This is a genomic window from Leptolyngbya sp. AS-A5 (genome assembly GCF_039962495.1).
Lineage (GTDB): Bacteria > Cyanobacteriota > Cyanobacteriia > Leptolyngbyales > Leptolyngbyaceae > Leptolyngbya.
Genome location: NZ_JAMPLL010000004.1, coordinates 225,941 through 245,801 on the forward strand (window position 1 = coordinate 225,941; position 19,861 = coordinate 245,801).

The window sequence follows — 19,861 nt, forward strand, 5'->3', positions numbered from 1 at the left end:
TACAACGCAACAATCAAGCTGTTCCTACCGTTTCGGAATTGTAGTTGCGCCGCACGTACTCGTGGTATTTGTGTGCAAGGTGTGTCCCAGGCTTGAGGCAGTTTGCAACGATGCCTAAAACTGGACTACTAGAAAGTTGTAGTCCTCGCAGCGATTCAATCAATGCAGTACGTCCTGTATTTCCAAGCCCTACAACAATGATGCTGCCATCCGCTTGACCCGCCAGAATTAAGCTATCTGAGAATCCTAAAATCGGCGGAGCATCATAGATAATTAGGTCGTAATCCTCCTTGAGATCTTCCATCATCTGTTTCATCTTGGCGGAAGAAAGCAAGCGGCTTGCATCCATTTGAGGCTTACCAGCCGTGAGAACAAAGAGATTTTGCTCCATCGGCGATTGTTGAATCAAGTGATGCACGGTTGCATCGGAAGTCAAGAATTGGCTTAATCCTTGTTCGTTTGAGACTTTGGCGTAGGTGTGAAGCTTGGAGCGATACAGGTCAGCATCTACAATCAAAACGCGCTGCCCCATTGTTGCGGCTGCTAACCCCATATTTAGGGTGACAGTCGATTTACCATCGCTTGCTAATGCTGATGCCACCACGACCGAATGCAGGGGATTTTGCAAGTTCGACATCGAGAGGCTGAGGTTCAAACTACGAAACGCTTCGCGAAAGATGGCTGCATCTTCACTCAGATCGATCGAGAAGGTTTGAGCAGGGTGAGTTGAAGCTTCGATCGACGATGCAGGCAGATTCCGCAGCGATGTCATTGCAGGTAAGCTGAGTTCGCCTAAGTTTTTGTAGAACGGAATCACGCTGAGCAAAGGGAATTTTGCATCTTGCTTCAGGTCATCTGCCGAGTACAGCACATCATCAAGCTTATCGACCAGCAATGCTGCAAGCACACCAACAAACATACTGCCCAAGAATCCCAAGGCTGCACTTTGAGGAATCGTCGGGAAAATCGGAGCAGGATATTGAGCCGGAGACGCAATCACTTGCCATGGCTGAGTTTTTTGAGCAGCTTCGATTTGCAAACTCTCGCGACTTGCAAGAAAGCGATCGAGACTATCATTTGCCACTTTCAGTTCGCGCTGTAAATCAACATTTTGGCGCACTAGGGCTGGAATCGTAGTTAGAGCAGATTGAAGTTCCCGCGCAGTGCCAACAAGCGATCGATCTTTGGCTTCTAAGCCTTGAATCTCGTTGCTCACCGCCACAAGCTGACGATTGAGATCAATCAGGGTTCCGCTGAGGTTTCCAGAGGCTTGCTTAATACCCGTATTACTCAGGGTGCGTTTTGCTTCTCGCTCCAGTTGTGCTAAAACGCCGTCCCGCCGCTTGATTAAGGCTTGCACCGGCGGCGCGTCGGGAGTGAGACGCTCGATGTTCATCGAAAGTTGCGTCTCTAGCTGCTGAAGTTGTTCGCGCAAGGCTTGAAAGTTTTTCGACTCGCTGAGTGCAGAGGCTGCGATCGCCACTTCAGGACTATTACCCACCTGCTTTCTCAACGTGCCATAGAGCGCTTTTGACTCGGCTAATTTCGCCTGCGTCGCCTTTTGGTCGGATTCGATTTTGGCGCTCATTTCAATTAAATACTGAGCGCGGTCTTCAGGATTGACTATCTTATTTTGTTCCCGAAATCCTTCAAGCTTGCTTTGGATCTGATTCACGCGATCGTAGAGCGTTGGCAGTTGCTTCTCAACAAACTTAATTCCCTGCTGCAGATTGCGGTTTCGCAGTTGCTCACCATAATTTAGATATGTTTCAGACAGCTTCTCAGTGATCGCTAATCCCTGATTCGCATCGTTATCGATATAGCTAACTTCAACAATTTCAGTTTCTTTTAATCGGGTCACTGAAAGATTCTTTAAAAACTGATCCCGCGTAAGAGACGGATGTTCCTTTTGCAGCGCTGTGAACACAGGCCCTAGGACTTCTGCGCTCGTCAGCACTTTCGCTAAGGTCGTATAGTTGATACCTACGTTTTGCTCTAGCGGCACCCCAAGTTGTTGGGCTGGATTGGGTTTTGTTGGCTCAATCAGCAGCCGAAACATACTCATGTAGACAGGCTTGCGGGTGACTGACCAGGACATCGTTGCCGAAAACAAAATCAGCGCGATCATGCCGACAAACACTTTGCGTCGTCGCACCACGTCCCAGATTTTCTTGAGATCGAGTTCCGATCGACTATCAGTGCCTTTAAAGCTAACGAAGTGCAGGGCGTTCCCTGGTTCTTGGCTTGAATCGGATTGGTACAGCTTCGATAAAGGATTAATGCTCATGCGGCTTAGAAAGGGTAATCCGTGATGCTACTCGCGAAGATTTGCTGACCGAGTGTGATCAGCTTGCGCCCAGTATTCCATGCTCTTTGCGTTCCAGAGTCCGTAGGAGTACGGAATTTACTACCAGAGCAATATTCAAGATTCTGGGGATATTACAGAGTGTGAAATCAGTGCGATCCCTTACTGTAGGTCAGCCTCCCCTGATCCTTTCTTACTTCGTTAATGTGACTGCATTATGAATGAAGCTCTCAATCGCTTGATGTCCCGCGTTTGTCTTGCGCTCACGGCAACCGCAGTCCAACCGTTCGCAGCATTGGCACAGTCTCCGATGCCGACTGCTCGATCGATGCCGCTGCCTGTGTTGCAATCGTCGCCTGTTCCTCCTGGAGTGCAGCCTGCGCCGACTGCCGCAACGGTTGCCGTACCTGTCGATAGCAGCTATAAGCTGGGTGCAGGCGATCTGGTGCGGGTGGAGATGTTTGATATCCCTGAGCTGACCTTTGAGCCGCGATATACGGTTTTGCTGGATGGCGCGTTGAATTTGCCATGGGTTGGTGGCGTTTCGGTACAGGGATTAACGATCGCTCAAGCAACTGAACAACTGAAGGAGCGCTACAAGAAATTTGTGCAAAATCCGGTGATTACGGTGAGTTTACTGGCACCTCGTCCTTTGAAGATTGGCATCATTGGTGCTGTGAATCGTCCGGGGTCTTATATCGTGAGCACGATCGGTAGCGAAATCACACAGTCCAGTTTGGCGCAGCGGAGTTCTTTTGAAGGGGGAAGCCAATGGCCCACCGTTTCTAAAGCGATTCAGACCGCAGGTGGAATTGCTCAGATGGCAAACATTCGGGAGATCGAAGTCCGTCGTCCTCAAGTCGATGGTTCACAAGAAACAATCAAGATCAATTTGTGGAAGTATTTGCAAGCGGGTGAACTGGCGCAGGATGTACCGCTAAAAGACGGCGATACGATTTTTGTTCCAACTGCAACTAAACTTGATCCAATCGAGGTGAGCAGTATAGCTATGAGCAATTTCTCACCAGAGCAGATTCAGGTGAATGTTGTTGGTGAGGTAATGCGACCTGGAGGGGTGGCAGTGCGTCCGAATTCTACACTCATGCAAGCTGTTTTAGCTGCCGGAGGAATTAATCCAGGGCGAGGAAATCGAGCAAAGGTCGAGCTAGTTCGATTGATGCCGGACGGGAAAGTCGATCGGCGAGAGTTCAAGTTTGATGTGACAAGAGGATTAGACGAGGCTTCTAATCCGGCGATTCGTCAAAATGATGTCATTGTGGTCAATCGCAGTGCGACCGCGAAGGTGTCTGATTTGTTAGGTGCAGTTGTTAGCCCGATTACGGGAGCATTTGGACTATTACGGCTTTTATTAGGGAACTAATAGCGGGTTCTACTGAGCTAAAAAACTCCGACTTAAAAGATCGGGGTTTTTTACGTGATCGTTTGTGCGATCGTTGCTTTGCAATATGCCTGCCCAGTTCTCAATGCTTCTACTCAGTTCAGACGCTGAATTAATAGCACAGTGTTTTAGCTTGATCAGCACATTGTGAGAAATGACTAGAATTTCGAGCGGTTTTTGAGCAAGCAGTTGAAATAACCGCACATTCACGTAGCCTCAAAAGAAAATACACTCAGTACAATCCAATCAGCGGAGTTCAAGCATTTACCAAGCTGCATTGTCTCTACAGCCGCCGCTTTGCTGCTTCTGTGTTGCATTGCTCTATTTTTTGCAATTTGCCTGTTGCCTACATTGTGACACTGCTATTCTTGCCATGTCTTACTTGCCAACCTCAGATCACCTTGTATCGTCCCATTCTATTCGCGCTGTAGAACGTGATCCAAGTGCTCCACTTCGGATTTGTCACTTATCAAAATACTATCCACCCCAGCCTGGAGGAATCGAAACTCATGTTAGAGCATTGGCAACTTCACAAGCTGCATTAGGCGCAAAAGTTGATGTTGTCTGTGTAAATGCGTGTGATCAAACAGGTCAAGAAACGAGTCGAACGACTACCATCGAAGAAGTCGATCGCAATGTTCGCGTGATTCGATTGGGGCGATTGGGAACAGTAGCGCGGTTTGATTTGTTTACTGCCTTTTCTCAGCACTTCAGCAGAAAGGATTTTTCCTATGATATTGCTCATTTACACGCGCCCAATCCTGCAATGGCATTGCATTGGGCACTAGCAAATTCTTCCGTGCCGCTCGTGGTGACGCATCACAGTGATATTGTGAAGCAGCAAGTCCTTAAGCATGTTGTAAATCCCTTATTAAACTATGTATATGAACGTGCAGCGCGAGTTCTGGTCACGAATCCGAGCTATTTAGCAGGGTCAACTTTTTTGCGTCCGTACCAGGGGCGCGTTGAAGTGTTGCCCCTAGGAGTTGATTTGTCGGTCTATCGGCAACCAAGTGCGACTGCGATCGCGTATGAGAGAAAGCTTAGAGCTACATATCCAGGCCCAATTTGGCTTTGTGTAGGACGATTGGTTTACTATAAAGCGCTGCACATTGCAATTTCAGCCTTGCAAAAAGTTCCCGGAACTTTGATCATTGTGGGCAAAGGAGAGCTTGCTGAGTCTCTGCGGCAACATGCGATCGACTGTGACGTAAGCGATCGTGTGGTGTTTCAGCGGCATGTCAGCCAGGATGAACTGATTGGAGCTTATCGTGGTGCGACCGCTTTATGGTTTCCGTCGAATGCTCGGAGCGAAGCATTTGGCTTGGTGCAAGTGGAAGCAATGGCGAGTGCTTGTCCTGTGATCAATGCAGCAATTCCAGATAGTGGAGTCACCTGGGTGAGCCGTCATGAAGTTGAGGGATTAACCGTGCCAGTGAATGATCCGGCCGCACTGGCGAATGCTGCGAATCGATTGCTGCGAGAGCCACATCTGCGTGGTAAGTTTGCGATCGCGGCTCAAGCACGATCGCAGCAGTTTGACCAAGTGTTGATGGCGCAAGAAAGTTTACGAATCTATCAGCGGGTAATTCATCAAGAAGTGGTACAGCCAATTTTGGTTTAGATGAAGAGAGAATAGGTGATGAAAATTCTGCATTTGTATGCTGGAAATTTATTTGGAGGTATTGAGACCTATTTAGTGACATTAGCCAAGACTCAAACACTGATGCCACAAATGCAGCATGAATTCGCGCTGTGTTTTCGGGGCGATTGATGAGTGAGCTTCAGCAGGCAGGCGCGATCGACTTTCTAAGGGTTGTGTCGATCGTGCAATTTTTCTGTGCCATCCAGCACAACAATTGAGACAACGACGTGAAATTTCCAGCCAAGATCTTTTGCTTAAAGCTCCGATGCAAACACAAGGCTAACGACTCGTTGAATTTACGGTACGAATCCCTTTCGATGGGGAAAGCTACGATCAGCACTTCATGACAATCATGGTCAGACTTGATGAAAAAACTACTTACAACGACCCTCACTAGCGCCTTTTTGCTTCTCGGCTCGGAAAGTGCTTTTGCGCTCACTACAGTCCTTTACAACGGTGCTAGCGGTACGCCCCCCAATAGTCAAGGCTGGCTATATGTTGCCAGAAATCCATTTGTTTTTCCCCAAACTGCGTCATCTACTCAGACCTCTGACGCAAGCGGAACGACGTTTAGCAGTATGACAAACAACAATATCGAATCTGGATATGGTCGGACTGACATATCGCTAGACTCAAATGCAGGATATAACCTTCGATTTGATCTGCAACTGCTACAAGAGTCTCGAAATTTCTCAGCTAGCAGCAATCCAGCCGATAAGAATGGAGATGGTAAAGATGATCGTGCAGGATTGAGCATTCTTATCGTCAGCACTGATACCACCAAGGCGATCGAGCTTGGTTTTTTTATCGATCGAGTTTGGGCGCAAGAAGATGGTGCAACCGAACCACCCCGATTCACTCAAGCAGAAGGAGCAGCCTTCGACACTAGAACGACTGTCAATCAATATGATTTGTCAATTCTGGGCAACACTTATTATCTCTATACAAACGGCAACTATACCACGCCGCTCCTAGCGGGTCGATTGCGCGATTACACAACAGAGCCTGATGCGGGTGGTATTCCAAATCCTTACAAAACCGCCAATACAATCTTTATTGGAGACAATACCACTGCTGCGGGTGGACAGTTTCGGCTAAACCAGGTTGCGATTACTGACTCAGGTATTACGCCTGTGCCATTTGCATTCAATCCGCTATTTGGCTTTGCTGTGTTTGGTCTTTCTCGATTGCGGAAAGCGATCGTCAAAAAAACTGAACATCTGAACGATTAGAAATGATCGACGAACAATGAAGCCGAGCTTTCCCAGTAAAGATCCCTTGGCATCTGTGCTAAGAGATGAACTAAACAAAGCATGAGATTAAGTTAGCGTCACTTTGCACAGGCTCCATCCTAGGGAACCTGGGTCTCAATCACAATGGTTTGATAGTTCAATTTTCGTAGAATTTCAGTGAGCAATTGTTTGGCACTGTTATTTGCTGCCGTCTTGTAATATTAGAGTTGTTGGGGAATAACTTGATCTTGTAGCAGAAATCTGCTCTTTGTTTCTGAGATTAAGCTGCTTTCAAGTAGAAGTTCCACAATCCAGCAGCAGTGAGCATCAAATGGTCATCAAAATCCTGAATGTGATTGCGGTAAATCGCGCTGACCGCCCGATAGCGCTTGATGCCTGCGAACGCATTCTCGCAGACGACCCGCGACTGGCTCAAACTGCGATTTTCTTGCTTTTGTTCGTTGGTTAACTCGCCTCCTCTGGGTTTCTTATGTGGAATGCGAATGTTTGTGTACTCGGATTGCAAGCCTTGAAACCCCAAGTCTACTTCAATGGGAATTTCGTCGGGAATGTGAAACGCGATCTCCTCCTCGGTTTCAAAGCGCTTATCGTGCAGCTTTCCCTCACGCGCTTTGCTCAATACAAGCACTCGTTTGGTTTGGTCTACCGCCGCCAGATGTTTGCGGGTATGGCGACGCTTTTTCCCGGAATAGTTCAGGGTTTGTTGTTCAGTATCTTTTGGTCGTTGAACCGGACGCTCGGTTCCATCAATCATCACGCGCTCAACGCCTGGAAACACTTCCATGAAGGCTTCAAGACTGCGGAGTTTGCGTTCAGGCAGTACCATCTCAGTCCCCAAAGCTGCTTCGAGAACCGGTTGTAATTCGTGCATCCATTCATGCGTCTGCGAACGGTCAAGGTCAAACAAAATGCCAGCTAAATCAAACGTGGGATAGCATTTGAAGTAGAACAGAATGTAGAACAGCTTGGCTTCAATGCTGCTTAGTCTCGCTTTACGTCCATCTCCCCCTGCCCGTTTCCGCACAGGCTTTGCAGCAATTCGACTTGCCTCATACGCTTGCTCAAAATTGGGTAGCAAGGCATCAAAAGCTTTGCGATTCAGTCCAGTCAATGCTCGAAGTAGGCGATCTTGGTTCAGCGCTCGTTCAAGGTCTAGCATTCGTTTGAATTCATCTTGCTGCTCCTAGTATCCCCTATTTCCCAACAGCTCTAATGTTGCTTTTATAGACCTCTTGGCGAATCGCAGCGATCGCTTTGAGTTGCGCTTCTTCTTCCAGTTCAGCAGAGGCTTTTGGGGCAAACCATTCACTATAGTTTGCCAGAATGGTCGAATGTCCCACGTTTAACCCGATGTCTCGGATGTAAGGTGCAGGCAGAACCAGGTGAACTTTGCTCGGACTCACGGATTTTACTTGCAACTGTTTAAGATCAATCCCTGCTTGCACTTGGGATACGCCTTCGTAAACCAGGTTTGTTTGTCCAACTTGTAAGCCAAACACGTCAGTAGGTTCTTCGACGCGGATGGTCGCCTTAGCTGTCATTGTGGCTGAGGTTAATTGATCCGCGTTTTGCAGTCCTGAGAAGATAAGATTTCTCACCTCAACCGTGGTTGCGAAATGCGGTAGGAACTGTAAGCCAAATAGACCGAGTATCAGAAGCACGATCGCGCTCACAATCAGCCACTTAAATTTCTCAACGATCGGATTGATCACCGTTTCCACACTTTGACTCAGCAACGCGTCCCAAAACTGCATAACCCTGCTCCTAAACTCCAGTGCTAGTGGTGATTCTAGCTGAGAATAAGTTTGCCCGTTGTTAAGTACGCCGAGATCGATTCCATTTTGCAGTAGACTGAGCAAGACGCGATCGAACTTCAATAAAATTAAAATGACAGGCTCTAAGATTGGTGTAGCAGTTGTTGGAACGGGATTTGGGCAGAAAGTTCACATTCCTGGACTTCAAGCACATCCACGGACTGAAGTGGTTGCGGTCTATCATCGAGACGCACAAAAAGCACAAGCGATCGCACAGTCTCATCAAATTCCTCACGCTTGCTCAATGATCGAGGAAGTTCTGGCACTGCCAAACCTTGATGCTGTCAGCATCTCAACGCCGCCATTTTTGCATTTCGATATGGCAAAAATGGCGATCGATGCCGGGAAACATTTGCTGCTAGAAAAACCCACCGCATTAAACGTGATTCAAGCAAAAGACTTATACCGTCGATCGCGCTCAAATCGCGTTGTCACCAGCATGAATTTTGAGTTCCGTTTCGTTCCCGCTTGGCAGCATTTTGCGGATCTGCTTGAGCAAAATTACGTCGGACAAAAACGCTTAATTAAAATCGATTGGCTCGTTTCTAGTCGCGCTGATGCCTCTCGCCCCTGGAATTGGTACGCCTGCAAAGATCAAGGCGGCGGTGCCTTGGGCGCACTCGGCTCTCATACGTTTGATTACATCGCGTGGCTATTTGGTGAAGTCGATCGCTTAACTGCCAGTCTCAGTACCGCCATTTCGAGCCGTTTTGATCCCGCCACAGGCGAACTCAAACCCGTCGATTCCGATGACACTTGTAATGTCACGCTAGAACTGATAGATGGAACTCCGTGCCAAATCTGTATCAGTTCCGTTACCGCTCAAGGACGGGGCCATTGGATTGAGGTGTATGGAGATCGCGGCACTCTCATTCTTGGCAGCGACAATCAGAAAGACTACGTTCACGGATTCAAGCTCTGGGGCGCACCTATAGGACAAGAACTCGCAGAACTCGAAATTCCGCCACACTTTGCGTTTAAGCAAGTGTTTGCAGATGGACGCATCGCGCCGTTTATCCGCGTCGTTGATCAATGGGTGTTAGGGATCGATCGCCAAGAGTCCCTTTCACCTTCCTTAAAAGAAGGCGTATATTCACAACTCCTGATGGATCGCGCGCACGAATCAAACGAGACTGGAACTTGGGTGAACGTACCGCAATGGTAAAGAGGTTAAAAATGGTAAAGAGGTTAAACCTCTTCATCAGGTGCGACCTCTAAATACAAGCGAATGAACTCTGATGCCGCCTTCGGATTCACTGACTTTAACGCCTTATAAATTTCGACTACAACTTCAGCTAATGGATCGCGCTCACCCCGGAGCCAGCGACTGAAGTTCGATCGATTCACCCCCATCATCGCCGACAGTTGATATTGCGTGATGCTGTGGGATTCAAGCACCTGCCTTAATGCGCTCCCTGCTCTTGACATAGTCTGCTCTGTATAACAGTAGATGCTTTGACTATATCGGTTTTTAACCTCTGTGCAAATAAATTGAATCGCACCTATGGTAGTCGAAATATTTTTTAGGTGAGTCGATGTCTCAGCCACGCGCCCAATAGCGGCAAGGCAATCCGATAGCCCAACTCGGCTCCGTACACCAAACCCTTCTGCTCTAAGCTTGCTAGCGCTCCTTGCAGCCCGCCCCCCCGCGACAGATTGTGCTTCTGAATATACTCGCGGGCATGAGGGCTATCTGTCGGATCAAGCGCCAAGCTTTCTAGCACCCGAACTTGGCTATACGGCAACAGCAAAATCAGCGATTCAAACGTCACCGAAAGATCTTGAATCAGCCCGATCGCGCTGCGATCGACATGATGCGGCTGAATCACGGTGACTGGCTCAAAATTCTTGCGAACCGCTTCACGTTTGCCATACTCCAGCCAAATCCGCCGCGCCAGCGTAATCGCATCGCCAAAATGCCCCTGCACATAATTGAGAAACAGCACTAAGCTCTCTGGTTCAAGCTCTAACCGCTCAGTTAGCATCGCTTGAGCAATCCAATTTTGCATTGTTTTATTCGATACCGGACTGAGCGACACGACTGGCAATTCTTTCGTCTCTGTCCAACGCTCTGCCACAGTTGCGATCAGCGCATAGCTCACCCGACTCTGCCGCCGGACTTCCTGACGTAAATACTGCTCCCATTTATTCGACCGATCGAATGACCTCAGATGCGGAAAGTTCAGAAATACAATCACCACCCGACTGTTAAACCATTCCGCTAGAGCTTGTGGCAGCCTCAAAAGCGCCTCAAACAAAGCCCATTCCTTACCCGGTGACGAATGCCAGATGATCTGGGATCTGCCGCCTGTCGATCGCAAAATGAACGGATGATCTTTACTCCAGCGATCGATAAAGGTCAGTTCTTCGGGAGATTCAAACGTCGTGACGATCGCATCTGCGAGTAACTGCAAGAATCGGCAATAATTTGTAGCGCGGAGACAGTCGATTTCTAGCACTTTTGCGCCACAATCACGAGCCGCCGCTCGAATCAGAGTACGCCGACCAATTCCGGGCACACCTGCTAAGAGCAGATCGCGATCGCTGAGCAAAATTTGACTGACTTGATCGAGTTCTTGATCTCGCCCGATTAACTGAGGGGGAAGAAACGGATGGCTCACCATTATTTAAAGTCGCAAATCTGCACTGCTCAACCTATAACCTGCTCAATCTGTACCTTCAGACGCTTCACACCGGTATCCTGAAACGATATTGTCTAGATTTTATAACGAATTTGGAAAAAATACTAATTGCTAGTGCTATGCTTTGTCTGTTGGGCACTATGTTAAAGTGCCACACGGCAGTTATCCCATAACTTCTGAGTCTCTTATGTCTGGTCATTCACTTCCGTCGCCAACCACAGCTTGGCATACCTTAGATACCACCCAATCGCTCTCAACCCTGAAAAGCGATGTTCAGTCGGGTTTAAGTGAACAAGAGGCGGCACTCCGCCTGGATCAATACGGAACCAACGAGCTAGAGGAATCTGGCGGTCGTAGTCCGTGGGAAATCTTGATCGATCAGTTCAAGAACGTCATGTTGCTGATGCTGATTGGTGTCGCTCTCGTCTCTGGAATTCTCGATCTGATCGCACTAACGCAGAACAATCTCAAGCCTGGTGAAGTGCCTTTTAAGGATACGATCGCGATTCTGGCGATCGTCGTGCTAAATGGTGCATTAGGGTATGTTCAGGAGAGCCGCGCTGAAAAAGCGTTAGCGGCACTTAAGCAACTTTCGTCGCCGAGGGTACGCATCCTGCGGGGAGGACGAGTCACCGAGGTCGATTCCAAGTATCTGGTGCCGGGTGATGTGATGCTGGTGGAAGCAGGGGTTCAGGTGGCGGCAGATGGGCGGATTCTCGAAGCGGCAAACCTGCAAATCCGAGAAGCAGCACTCACCGGAGAAGCCGAAGCCGTCAACAAAAACGCCAAGATTACGGTCAGAGAGGATGCGATGCCTGCCGATCGCATCAACATGATCTATCAAGGCACTGAAGTAGTCAACGGTCGCGGCACGGTGGTAGTGACCGGAACCGGAATGCGAACGGAACTCGGAAAAATTGCTGCACAAATTCAGGGTGTGGAATCGGAGCCGACTCCGTTGCAGAAGCGGATGGATCAGTTGAGTAAAGCGCTAGTGACAGGGGCACTGGTACTGGTGGCGATCGTCGTGATCGGTGGCTTGATCATTACTCGCGATTTCAGCAAACTGCAAAACTTGCTGCAAACCTCGCTCAGTATGGCGGTGGCAGTCGTGCCTGAAGGCTTGCCTGCGGTCATTACAGTAACGTTGGCGATCGGAACTCAGCGCATGGTGCGTCGACAAGCGTTGATTCGGAAGCTGCCTGCGGTAGAAACGTTGGGGTCTGTGACGACGATTTGTTCTGATAAAACCGGGACTTTGACCCAGAACAAAATGGTGGTGCAATCGCTGCATACAATTAGCTCCAGCCCAAAGATTACAGGTGAAGGCTATGCACCCGACGGTGAATTTCTGATCGATGGATCGAGAGTTATTCCCGCAGATCAGCCAGAATTGAGAGCCTTGCTTCTCGCTTGTACCTTGTGTAACGATTCGATTCTGCAACAAGAAGGCGGACAGTGGATTATTATTGGTGATCCAACTGAGGGAGCGTTGTTAACGGCTGCGGCGAAAGCAGGATTAGAGCGCGATCAGTGGAGCAGCAAACTTCCGCGGGTTTCAGAGTTTCCGTTTTCGTCCGATCGCAAACGCATGAGTGTGATCGTCAAGGATGCCGCAGGCTTACTGCAATCGGAAACAGACTTTCTCTCTACACCTTTCTTGATGTTCACGAAAGGATCGCCAGAAATTGTTCTAGAGCGCTGTCATCAGATTCAGATTGGCGATCGCGTCGAGCCAATTACTCAAGCTCAGCGCGCTCAGATTCTTCAGCGCAACAATGAACTTGCTGGAAACGGTCTGCGGGTCTTGGGATTCGCTTACAAGCCTCTGAAAGAAGTGCCGCCAGAAACTGCTGACGAAGCTTCAGAGCAAGGATTAGTCTGGTTAGGCTTGGTGGATATGCTTGATGCGCCGCGTCCTGAAGTGCGCGAAGCGGTGAAGCGATGCCGCACCGCAGGCATTCGTCCGGTAATGATTACTGGAGATCACCAACTGACCGCCAGCGCGATCGCACAGGATTTGGGCATTTCCAAACCCGGAGATGAAGTGCTAATTGGGCGCGAACTTGAAGTGATGAGCGACCAAGAACTCGAACAGAACGTCGATCGCGTCAGTGTGTATGCGCGGGTTGCACCGGAACACAAGCTGCGGATTGTAAAAGCGCTCCAGCGTCGGGGACAAATTGCCGCAATGACCGGAGACGGAGTAAATGATGCCCCTGCACTGAAGCAAGCAGACATCGGGATCGCAATGGGAATTACCGGAACCGATGTGAGTAAAGAAGCTTCGGATATGGTGCTGCTGGATGATAACTTTGCGACGATCGTCGCTGCGACCGAAGAAGGGCGCGTAGTTTATACCAACATTCGCCGCTTTATCAAGTACATTCTGGGATCGAACATTGGGGAAGTGATTACGATTGCCGCTTCAGTGGTGTTAATTCCAGCCGTCGCTGCCACCGGAAGCGTCCCGCTCACACCGCTACAAATTCTGTGGATGAACCTTGTAACCGATGGGTTACCTGCGTTGGCGCTGGCGGTTGAACCGGCAGAACCGAACGTGATGAACCGTCCGCCGAACAATCCGGGAGAAAGCATTTTTGCGCGCGGCTTGGGGACGTACATGATTCGGATCGGGATTGTGTTAGCGATTCTCGCGATTTCAACGATGGTCTGGGCGTACAATTACACGACGACAAACTTCGGCGGCAACTTGGATGCCGATCGCTGGAAAACGATTGTGTTTACGACTCTATGTCTCGCACAGATGGGACACGCGATCGCAATTCGCTCCAACAATCGATTAACGATCGAACTGAATCCGTTTACCAATCTCTATGTTTGGGGTGCGGTGATTTTGACTTCGATTCTGCAATTGTTGTTAGTGTATGTTGCGCCTTTACGCGCCTTCTTCGGCACACACTATCTACCGTTCAACGAATTGATGGTCTGTGTGGGTGTGAGCGCATTGATGTTTGTGTGGATTGAACTAGAGAAGTTATTCTTCCGGTTCTATTTCAGCCAGAAGCGCTAAGTCCAATTCCTCATCAGCCTTAAGCCGCCCTCAATCTGAGAGCGGCTTTTATGCTTGATTTGATACACTTGGGAAGAATTCGGGGATTATCCGAATTCCGAATGCTCAGTTCTGTCGCTTATATGTATCTGCGCTCCCTGCATCTTCGCAATTTTCGTAACTATCACGACCAGCACATTGATTTTACGGCTGCAAAAACGATTCTGCTCGGCAACAATGCTCAGGGAAAGTCGAATTTGCTGGAAGCGGTGGAGCTATTGTCTTCGCTGAAATCGCATCGGACTTCCCGCGATCGTGATTTGATTTACGACGGTGAAACGCTGTCTCAAATCACCGGAAACTTAAAGCGCGAAATTGGAGAAATTGAGCTAAGCATGACGCTGCGCGAAAGTGGGCGGCGATCGGTCGCGCAAAATGGGGTATCAATGCGGCGACAACTCGATTTTCTCGGCACGTTAAACATGGTGCAGTTTTCCAGCTTAGATCTGGACTTAGTACGGGGAGGGCCGGAGCAGCGTAGACATTGGATTGATGCGCTCTTAGTTCAACTTGAGCCGATTTATGCGTATGTGCTGCAACAATATAACCAAGTGCTGCGGCAGCGAAATGCTTTACTCAGAGCGCGATTAAAAGAGGAAAGTGAAGGCAGAGCCGTTTCATCACCGGATTTAGCGCTGTGGGATGCTCAGTTAGCGATCGCCGGATCAAGAGTAATTCGACGGCGTGCGAGAGTGTTAGGTCGATTAGCGCCGTTTGCGGAACAGTGGCATCAAGCAATTAGTGGCAGTACGGAAAAGTTAGAGATTCACTATGCGCCGAATGTTACTGCTGAGACGGATACGCCGGAAGCGTTGCAGCAGGCATTTTTAGAGAAGATTCAGGCAAGAGCGATCGCAGAACAACATCAAGGAACGACGTTAGTGGGAGCGCACCGGGATGAGGTGGAGTTTTTGATTAATCAAACGCCTGCTCGTCAGTATGGTTCACAGGGTCAACAACGGACTTTAGTTTTAGCGTTGAAGTTAGCAGAGCTTAAATTGATTGAAGATGTGATCGGAGAGCCGCCGCTTTTATTGTTAGATGATGTGTTGGCGGAATTGGATTTAAACCGACAAAATCAATTGTTAGAAGCGATTCAGGATCGGTTTCAGACCTTGATCACCACAACACATCTAGGATCGTTTGATGCTCAGTGGATAGATTCAGCACAGATTTTAGAGGTGAAGGCGGGACAACTTTATCAAACGTGAGTTGGGTTTTCTCATACCAGATTGATTTGTGATGCGACAGATTCTCGCCCCCTAAATCCCCCAGAATGGGGGACTTTGAGTATGATCTGTCGCATTCTATGTTTAATTCGGTATCACTGCGTTTGAGTTGTCAGGAAACGAACTGATTGTATGAATCTCATACCAAATTGATCTTTAATCGCTACAGATCTTGCAAGCCCCCTAAATCCCCCACTCGTGGGGGTCTTCAAGCCAAAGAAGAAGGAGATTGGATTCTCAAAGTCTCCCAAAATGGGGGATTTAGGGGGCACGACTGGACATCAACGAAGCGAAAAATCCGCCGAACTCAGGTATCTATTAACTCTCCAACATCTGCAAGTGATATAAGCTGGCGTAGAGTCCACCCAAATCTAAAAGCTCGTCGTGCGTTCCCGATTCGACAAGCTGACCGCGTTTTAATACCAAGATGCGATCGACATTCCGAATCGTCGAAAGTCGGTGAGCAATAATGATCGCAGTTCGATTCACTAGCAATCGTTCTAACGCTTCTTGGATCAGGGCTTCGGTTCCGACATCTAAGCTGGCGGTCGCTTCGTCCAAAACGAGAATTCTCGGATCGCGGATCGCTGCGCGAGCAAATGCAAGTAGCTGTTTTTGCCCGCCAGAGAGATTCGTGCCGCGCTCACGCAGCATGGTGTCGTAGCCTTGGGGCAATTGTTCGATCAAGCGATCGACATTGGTTTGCTCAGCCGCCGATCGAACTTGCTCAAAGCTGTAGGATTCTCCTAGCGTGATGTTGCTCTTCACATCGCCTGCAAACAGAAAGCCATCTTGCAAAATAATCGCCATTCGTCGCCGCAGTTCTGCTTGAGGCAAATCGCGAATATCTACTCCATCCAGTAAAATTCTGCCTCTAGTGGGGTCATACAACCGACTGAGTAAGCGAATAATCGAGCTTTTTCCGGCTCCGGTAGGCCCGACTAACGCAACTTGCTCACCCGGACGAATCGTGAAATCGAGGTTTTGCAGCACATATTCATCCGACTTGTAGGCGAACGAGACGTTTTCAAAGCGGATTTCACCTTCGTTTTTAGAAGGAGGAATATGTCCGTCTGCCCGATCGCGAATCTCGATCGGTTCCGTCAAAATCTCACTGACGCGCTCAACTGCGGTAAATCCGGCTTGAATTGCGGTGAATTTTTCGGCAAACTGACGCAACGGATCAAACAACCGTTGAGCATACAGAATAAAGGTTGAAAGCACCCCAAAGTTGAGATTTCCACCGGTGACGAGCCAACCGCCCACGCCGAGAACACCTGCGATCGCAACAAGCGAAACCCATTCCAAGGTGGCAGAAACCGCAGAATCGTGAAAGATCGTGCGATCGACTTCTTTGATATAGCGCTTATTCACAGTGCGATATAGTTCACTGTTAAATTGCTCTCGTCGAAATAGCTGCACAACCCCAATTCCGGTAATGTTCTCTTGCAGCATTGAGTTGAGTTCTGACAGTTCCTCACGCGCTCGATAGTTCGCTTTGCGGTACTGCTGCTGAAAATACACAATCAATCCCGTCACCGGAATCAGCATAGAAATCAACAGTAACGCCAGTTGCCACTGAATCAGGAACATTGCGCCTGCGATAAACAGCATCGTTGCCAGATCGCCGACAACCCCGATCGCACCTGTTGAAAAGACTTCTCCCAAAGCTTCAACATCACTGGTGAGGCGGGTGATTAACTTCCCGACTGGAGTGCGATCGAAGAATCGCACCGCCAACGAAGTCACATGAGTAAACAAATCACTCCGAATATTCGCAGTAATTCGCTGACCAACATTCTGAACTAAGAATCCCTGAGCCGCATCGCACACCAATCGAAGTAAGACGGTTGCAAGCAATAGAAGCGCTAAGGCATTTAATCCAGTTTCCAGAGAGAAGTCGCGCAAAAAACTAAAGGGAAAATCGAAGGCAGAAGGTTCACGCTTCAACAGAGAAACAGCTTTACCAATCAGAATCGGCTGTACGGTGCTGGCGATCGCTGACGGAACCAGAAACACCAGCGACAGCAGCAAAAATCGCGCATTCCGACGGGCGTAAGGCGCAAGGCTGAGAAATAAACGCCAGTCAGTTTGTTGGGGGCGGCGAGAAGAAATCATACGATCGCGGCAGTAAGTTGATTCCGAATTTGATCAATAACGTGACTCACGTTGTCCGTATCCAGTCGATAGCTTAACGGATGAGCAATCAGCCGCGCTGTACTGTGAAACAACACATCGATTTCGATCAGTCCGTTTTCTCGCAGAGTGTTTCCAGTGGCGACTAGATCGACGATCGCTTCTGACATTCCCGTAATTGGGCCTAACTCGACTGATCCGTAAAGCGGCACGATTTCGACCGGCAAATCTAAGTTCTCAAAATACTCACGGGCGCAGTGAACAAACTTAGAAGCCACACGACCATGCAGCGGCAATTCTAACGACGATCGATAATGACTCGAAGCCTTCACTGCAACCGACATCCGGCACTGCCCAAACCCTAAATCCACCAGATGCGCTACATTCGGCGTTTTTTCTCGTAGCACGTCATAACCCACGATTCCAAGCTGTGCTTGCCCATATTCGACATACACCGGAACATCTGCGTTCCGCACTAATAAGGCTTTCGCGGTTCCGGTTGGGTCTGTAATTTGCAGTTGTCGATTGCCAGGTTCGAGAAACGCGCTAAAATCTAGCCCGATCGCGTTTAATAACCGAATACTGTCTTTTAATAATCCGCCTTTCGGCAATGCAACCGTCAACATACATCAAACTCTTTAAGAGAAATGTCAGAATCTATATCTTAGATCCGGATCGATTCTTTTTCCTTTAAGTCTTGGGGCATGAAAATTCTGCTGGTCGATGATGAAATTGAAATGGCTGAACCACTAAGCCGTTCGTTGACCCGTGAAGGGTATGAGGTGGATGTCGCGCAGGATGGTGATCGTGGCTTACAGCTTGCGTCGGCAAATCAGTATGATTTGTTGATTTTGGATTGGATGCTGCCGGGGCACTCTGGCTTAGAAATTTGTCGGCATCTTCGATCGCTCAGGGACGCAACCCCGGTGCTGTTTCTCACGGCAAAAGATACGATCGACGATCGCGTTCAGGGACTCGATGCCGGGGCAGATGACTACATCGTCAAGCCGTTTGAATTGCGAGAACTCTTGGCGCGGGTGCGGGCGTTGTTGCGCCGACCGACGACGATCGAGCCTGCTGCTATCCCTCGATTGCGGGTCGATGGCTTGGAGTTAGATGTCCAAAATCAAGTGGCATATCGCAATGGACGAGCGATCGAGCTTTCCGAAAAAGAGAGTCAACTGCTTGCCTATTTGATGCGGCAACCGAATCAGCTTCTGACGCATGAGCAAATTTCACAGTATCTCTGGAGCGAGAGCGAGAAACCGACCAGTAATGCTTTAGTCGCGCAGATTCGACTACTCCGTCGCAAGATAGAAGCGAAAGGCGAAACGCCGTTGATTACGACTGTTTATGGCAAGGGTTATCGATTTGGAAGCGCTTAAACTCCATTAGGAAGATACTCATTTCTAGAGCCATCTACTACAATGAAGTGCTCTCCAATCGTTGTTCGACGAGTCCCGACGTGCCGCAATCCGATTTATCTTCACCGACTTTTATCGATTGTATTAACAAGGTTAAAGCATCATCGCTACAAGAGTTCGATCGACAGATTGAAGCTCATCAACTGTACTATCACACCCGCGATCATATTGCTCAGGTGCAACGTCGAGCGCAGTTGATTTATGAAGCCATTCGATCTGATTTGGGCGCAGATGCGATTGATCAAATTGAACGCTTGCTTGATCTTTGTGTGATTGCTCACGACATGGTGCAAGTGTTTGAAGTGCAGTTACATCCTCATATGGCGAGATATCGATCGATGGGTATGAGTGAGGCTGCAACCCTTGAGCGACTGTTTGACTATCTTGATTTGCACTGTTCGACGGTTTCGATTGAAGGCGATCGATTCATCATTCGATCTGCGATCAATGCAACAATTTGTAATTTTGATGTGAGAGAACAATCTATCTATCAGCCTGCTCTCAATCAACCCGACTTGCCGATCGTCGCTCGGATTCTTGCTCTTGCAGATTTGGGAGCATTAGGAATTGATGGAATTGCAATGTACAACCGGGAAGGCAGCCTATTGTTTTTGGAAGAAAACTTAGATGTGGTGCCATTGTTGCAATCCGGTGCGATCGTTGATCTTGAAGCGACTGATCCAGCACTTGCAGAGAACATTCGACAACGCTTGTTAAGACGCTGCAGATTTCAGGTGAATTTGGCAAAAAGCCGATTGGCAAGGTTTGAGCAGGAGATCGAAGCGTTTCCGAAGGATGCGATCGATAAGCTGCGTCGAGAGGTGTTTCAGTATCTAACGGCGGAAACGATTCAAGAAGTAGAGGCGACGACACCGACGAGCGATCGGACTTCGTTGAAAGAGTTACTAGAGTTCTTTGACTTTGAACAGTATCTCAGATGA

General features: G+C 48.7%; 16 protein-coding genes. 9 read left to right on the forward strand and 7 right to left on the reverse strand.

The genetic code is table 11. From position 1 onward, the window contains the following. Positions 1-13 precede the first annotated feature (13 nt). On the reverse strand, positions 14-2,287 hold the full coding sequence (locus NC980_RS07965; RefSeq protein WP_190378377.1) for a polysaccharide biosynthesis tyrosine autokinase: 2,274 nt from the start codon (positions 2,285-2,287) through the stop codon (positions 14-16). A 235-nt stretch (positions 2,288-2,522) separates the two neighbouring features. Between NC980_RS07965 and NC980_RS07970 the strand changes: the two genes are divergently transcribed. The 4 genes from NC980_RS07970 (at position 2,523) to NC980_RS07985 (ending at position 6,581) form a co-directional block, all read left to right on the forward strand. Beyond that, positions 2,523-3,686, forward strand: a complete 1,164-nt coding sequence (locus NC980_RS07970) for a polysaccharide biosynthesis/export family protein (RefSeq protein WP_242027103.1) — start codon at positions 2,523-2,525, stop codon at positions 3,684-3,686. Between the two features lie 391 nt (positions 3,687-4,077). Continuing rightward, the gene (locus NC980_RS07975) at positions 4,078-5,328 is read left to right on the forward strand and encodes a glycosyltransferase (RefSeq protein WP_190378378.1); all 1,251 of its coding nucleotides are present in this window, start codon (positions 4,078-4,080) and stop codon (positions 5,326-5,328) included. Between the two features lie 18 nt (positions 5,329-5,346). Beyond that, complete coding sequence (locus NC980_RS07980) at positions 5,347-5,478, forward strand: hypothetical protein (protein WP_277881514.1); 132 nt, start codon at positions 5,347-5,349, stop codon at positions 5,476-5,478. A gap of 236 nt (positions 5,479-5,714) precedes the next feature. Next, positions 5,715-6,581 carry a hypothetical protein gene (locus NC980_RS07985; RefSeq protein ID WP_190378379.1) on the forward strand — a complete coding sequence of 289 codons (867 nt, stop codon included), beginning with the start codon at positions 5,715-5,717 and terminating at the stop codon, positions 6,579-6,581. A gap of 280 nt (positions 6,582-6,861) precedes the next feature. Here NC980_RS07985 and NC980_RS07990 read toward each other — a convergent pair whose 3' ends face one another. Continuing rightward, positions 6,862-7,761 carry a transposase family protein gene (locus NC980_RS07990; RefSeq protein ID WP_190378380.1) on the reverse strand — a complete coding sequence of 300 codons (900 nt, stop codon included), beginning with the start codon at positions 7,759-7,761 and terminating at the stop codon, positions 6,862-6,864. A gap of 34 nt (positions 7,762-7,795) precedes the next feature. Beyond that, positions 7,796-8,356 (reverse strand): DUF4230 domain-containing protein, encoded by a 561-nt coding sequence (locus NC980_RS07995; RefSeq protein ID WP_190378381.1) that lies wholly within the window; start codon positions 8,354-8,356, stop codon positions 7,796-7,798. Between the two features lie 133 nt (positions 8,357-8,489). Here NC980_RS07995 and NC980_RS08000 point away from each other — a divergent pair, with 133 nt between their 5' ends. Beyond that, positions 8,490-9,581 (forward strand): Gfo/Idh/MocA family oxidoreductase, encoded by a 1,092-nt coding sequence (locus NC980_RS08000; RefSeq protein WP_190378382.1) that lies wholly within the window; start codon positions 8,490-8,492, stop codon positions 9,579-9,581. Between the two features lie 23 nt (positions 9,582-9,604). Here the strand turns inward: NC980_RS08000 and NC980_RS08005 are convergent, their stop codons facing one another. Both NC980_RS08005 and NC980_RS08010 read right to left on the reverse strand, forming a co-directional pair. Then, positions 9,605-9,844, reverse strand: coding sequence for a helix-turn-helix transcriptional regulator (locus NC980_RS08005; protein WP_190378383.1), 240 nt, complete (start codon positions 9,842-9,844; stop codon positions 9,605-9,607). 95 nt (positions 9,845-9,939) lie between these two features. After that, a complete protein-coding gene (locus NC980_RS08010; RefSeq protein ID WP_190378384.1) occupies positions 9,940-11,040 on the reverse strand; it encodes an ATP-binding protein in 1,101 nt (366 codons plus the stop codon). A gap of 205 nt (positions 11,041-11,245) precedes the next feature. Here NC980_RS08010 and NC980_RS08015 point away from each other — a divergent pair, with 205 nt between their 5' ends. Both NC980_RS08015 and recF read left to right on the forward strand, forming a co-directional pair. Then, positions 11,246-14,092: a cation-translocating P-type ATPase gene (locus NC980_RS08015; protein WP_190378385.1), complete on the forward strand. Its 2,847-nt coding sequence runs from the start codon at positions 11,246-11,248 to the stop codon at positions 14,090-14,092. A 122-nt stretch (positions 14,093-14,214) separates the two neighbouring features. Beyond that, complete coding sequence (recF, locus tag NC980_RS08020) at positions 14,215-15,342, forward strand: DNA replication/repair protein RecF (RefSeq protein ID WP_190378448.1); 1,128 nt, start codon at positions 14,215-14,217, stop codon at positions 15,340-15,342. A 336-nt stretch (positions 15,343-15,678) separates the two neighbouring features. Here recF and NC980_RS08025 read toward each other — a convergent pair whose 3' ends face one another. Both NC980_RS08025 and hisG read right to left on the reverse strand, forming a co-directional pair. Then, a complete protein-coding gene (locus tag NC980_RS08025; protein WP_190378386.1) occupies positions 15,679-17,478 on the reverse strand; it encodes an ABC transporter ATP-binding protein in 1,800 nt (599 codons plus the stop codon). Then, complete coding sequence (hisG, locus tag NC980_RS08030; RefSeq protein ID WP_190378387.1) at positions 17,475-18,122, reverse strand: ATP phosphoribosyltransferase; 648 nt, start codon at positions 18,120-18,122, stop codon at positions 17,475-17,477. The genes NC980_RS08025 and hisG overlap by 4 nt, the downstream gene beginning before the upstream one ends. A gap of 78 nt (positions 18,123-18,200) precedes the next feature. Here hisG and rppA point away from each other — a divergent pair, with 78 nt between their 5' ends. Next, positions 18,201-18,881 (forward strand): two-component system response regulator RppA, encoded by a 681-nt coding sequence (gene rppA, locus NC980_RS08035; protein WP_190378388.1) that lies wholly within the window; start codon positions 18,201-18,203, stop codon positions 18,879-18,881. 80 nt (positions 18,882-18,961) lie between these two features. Further along, entirely contained in the window at positions 18,962-19,861 is a 900-nt protein-coding gene (locus NC980_RS08040; protein WP_199298651.1) for a hypothetical protein, read from the forward strand.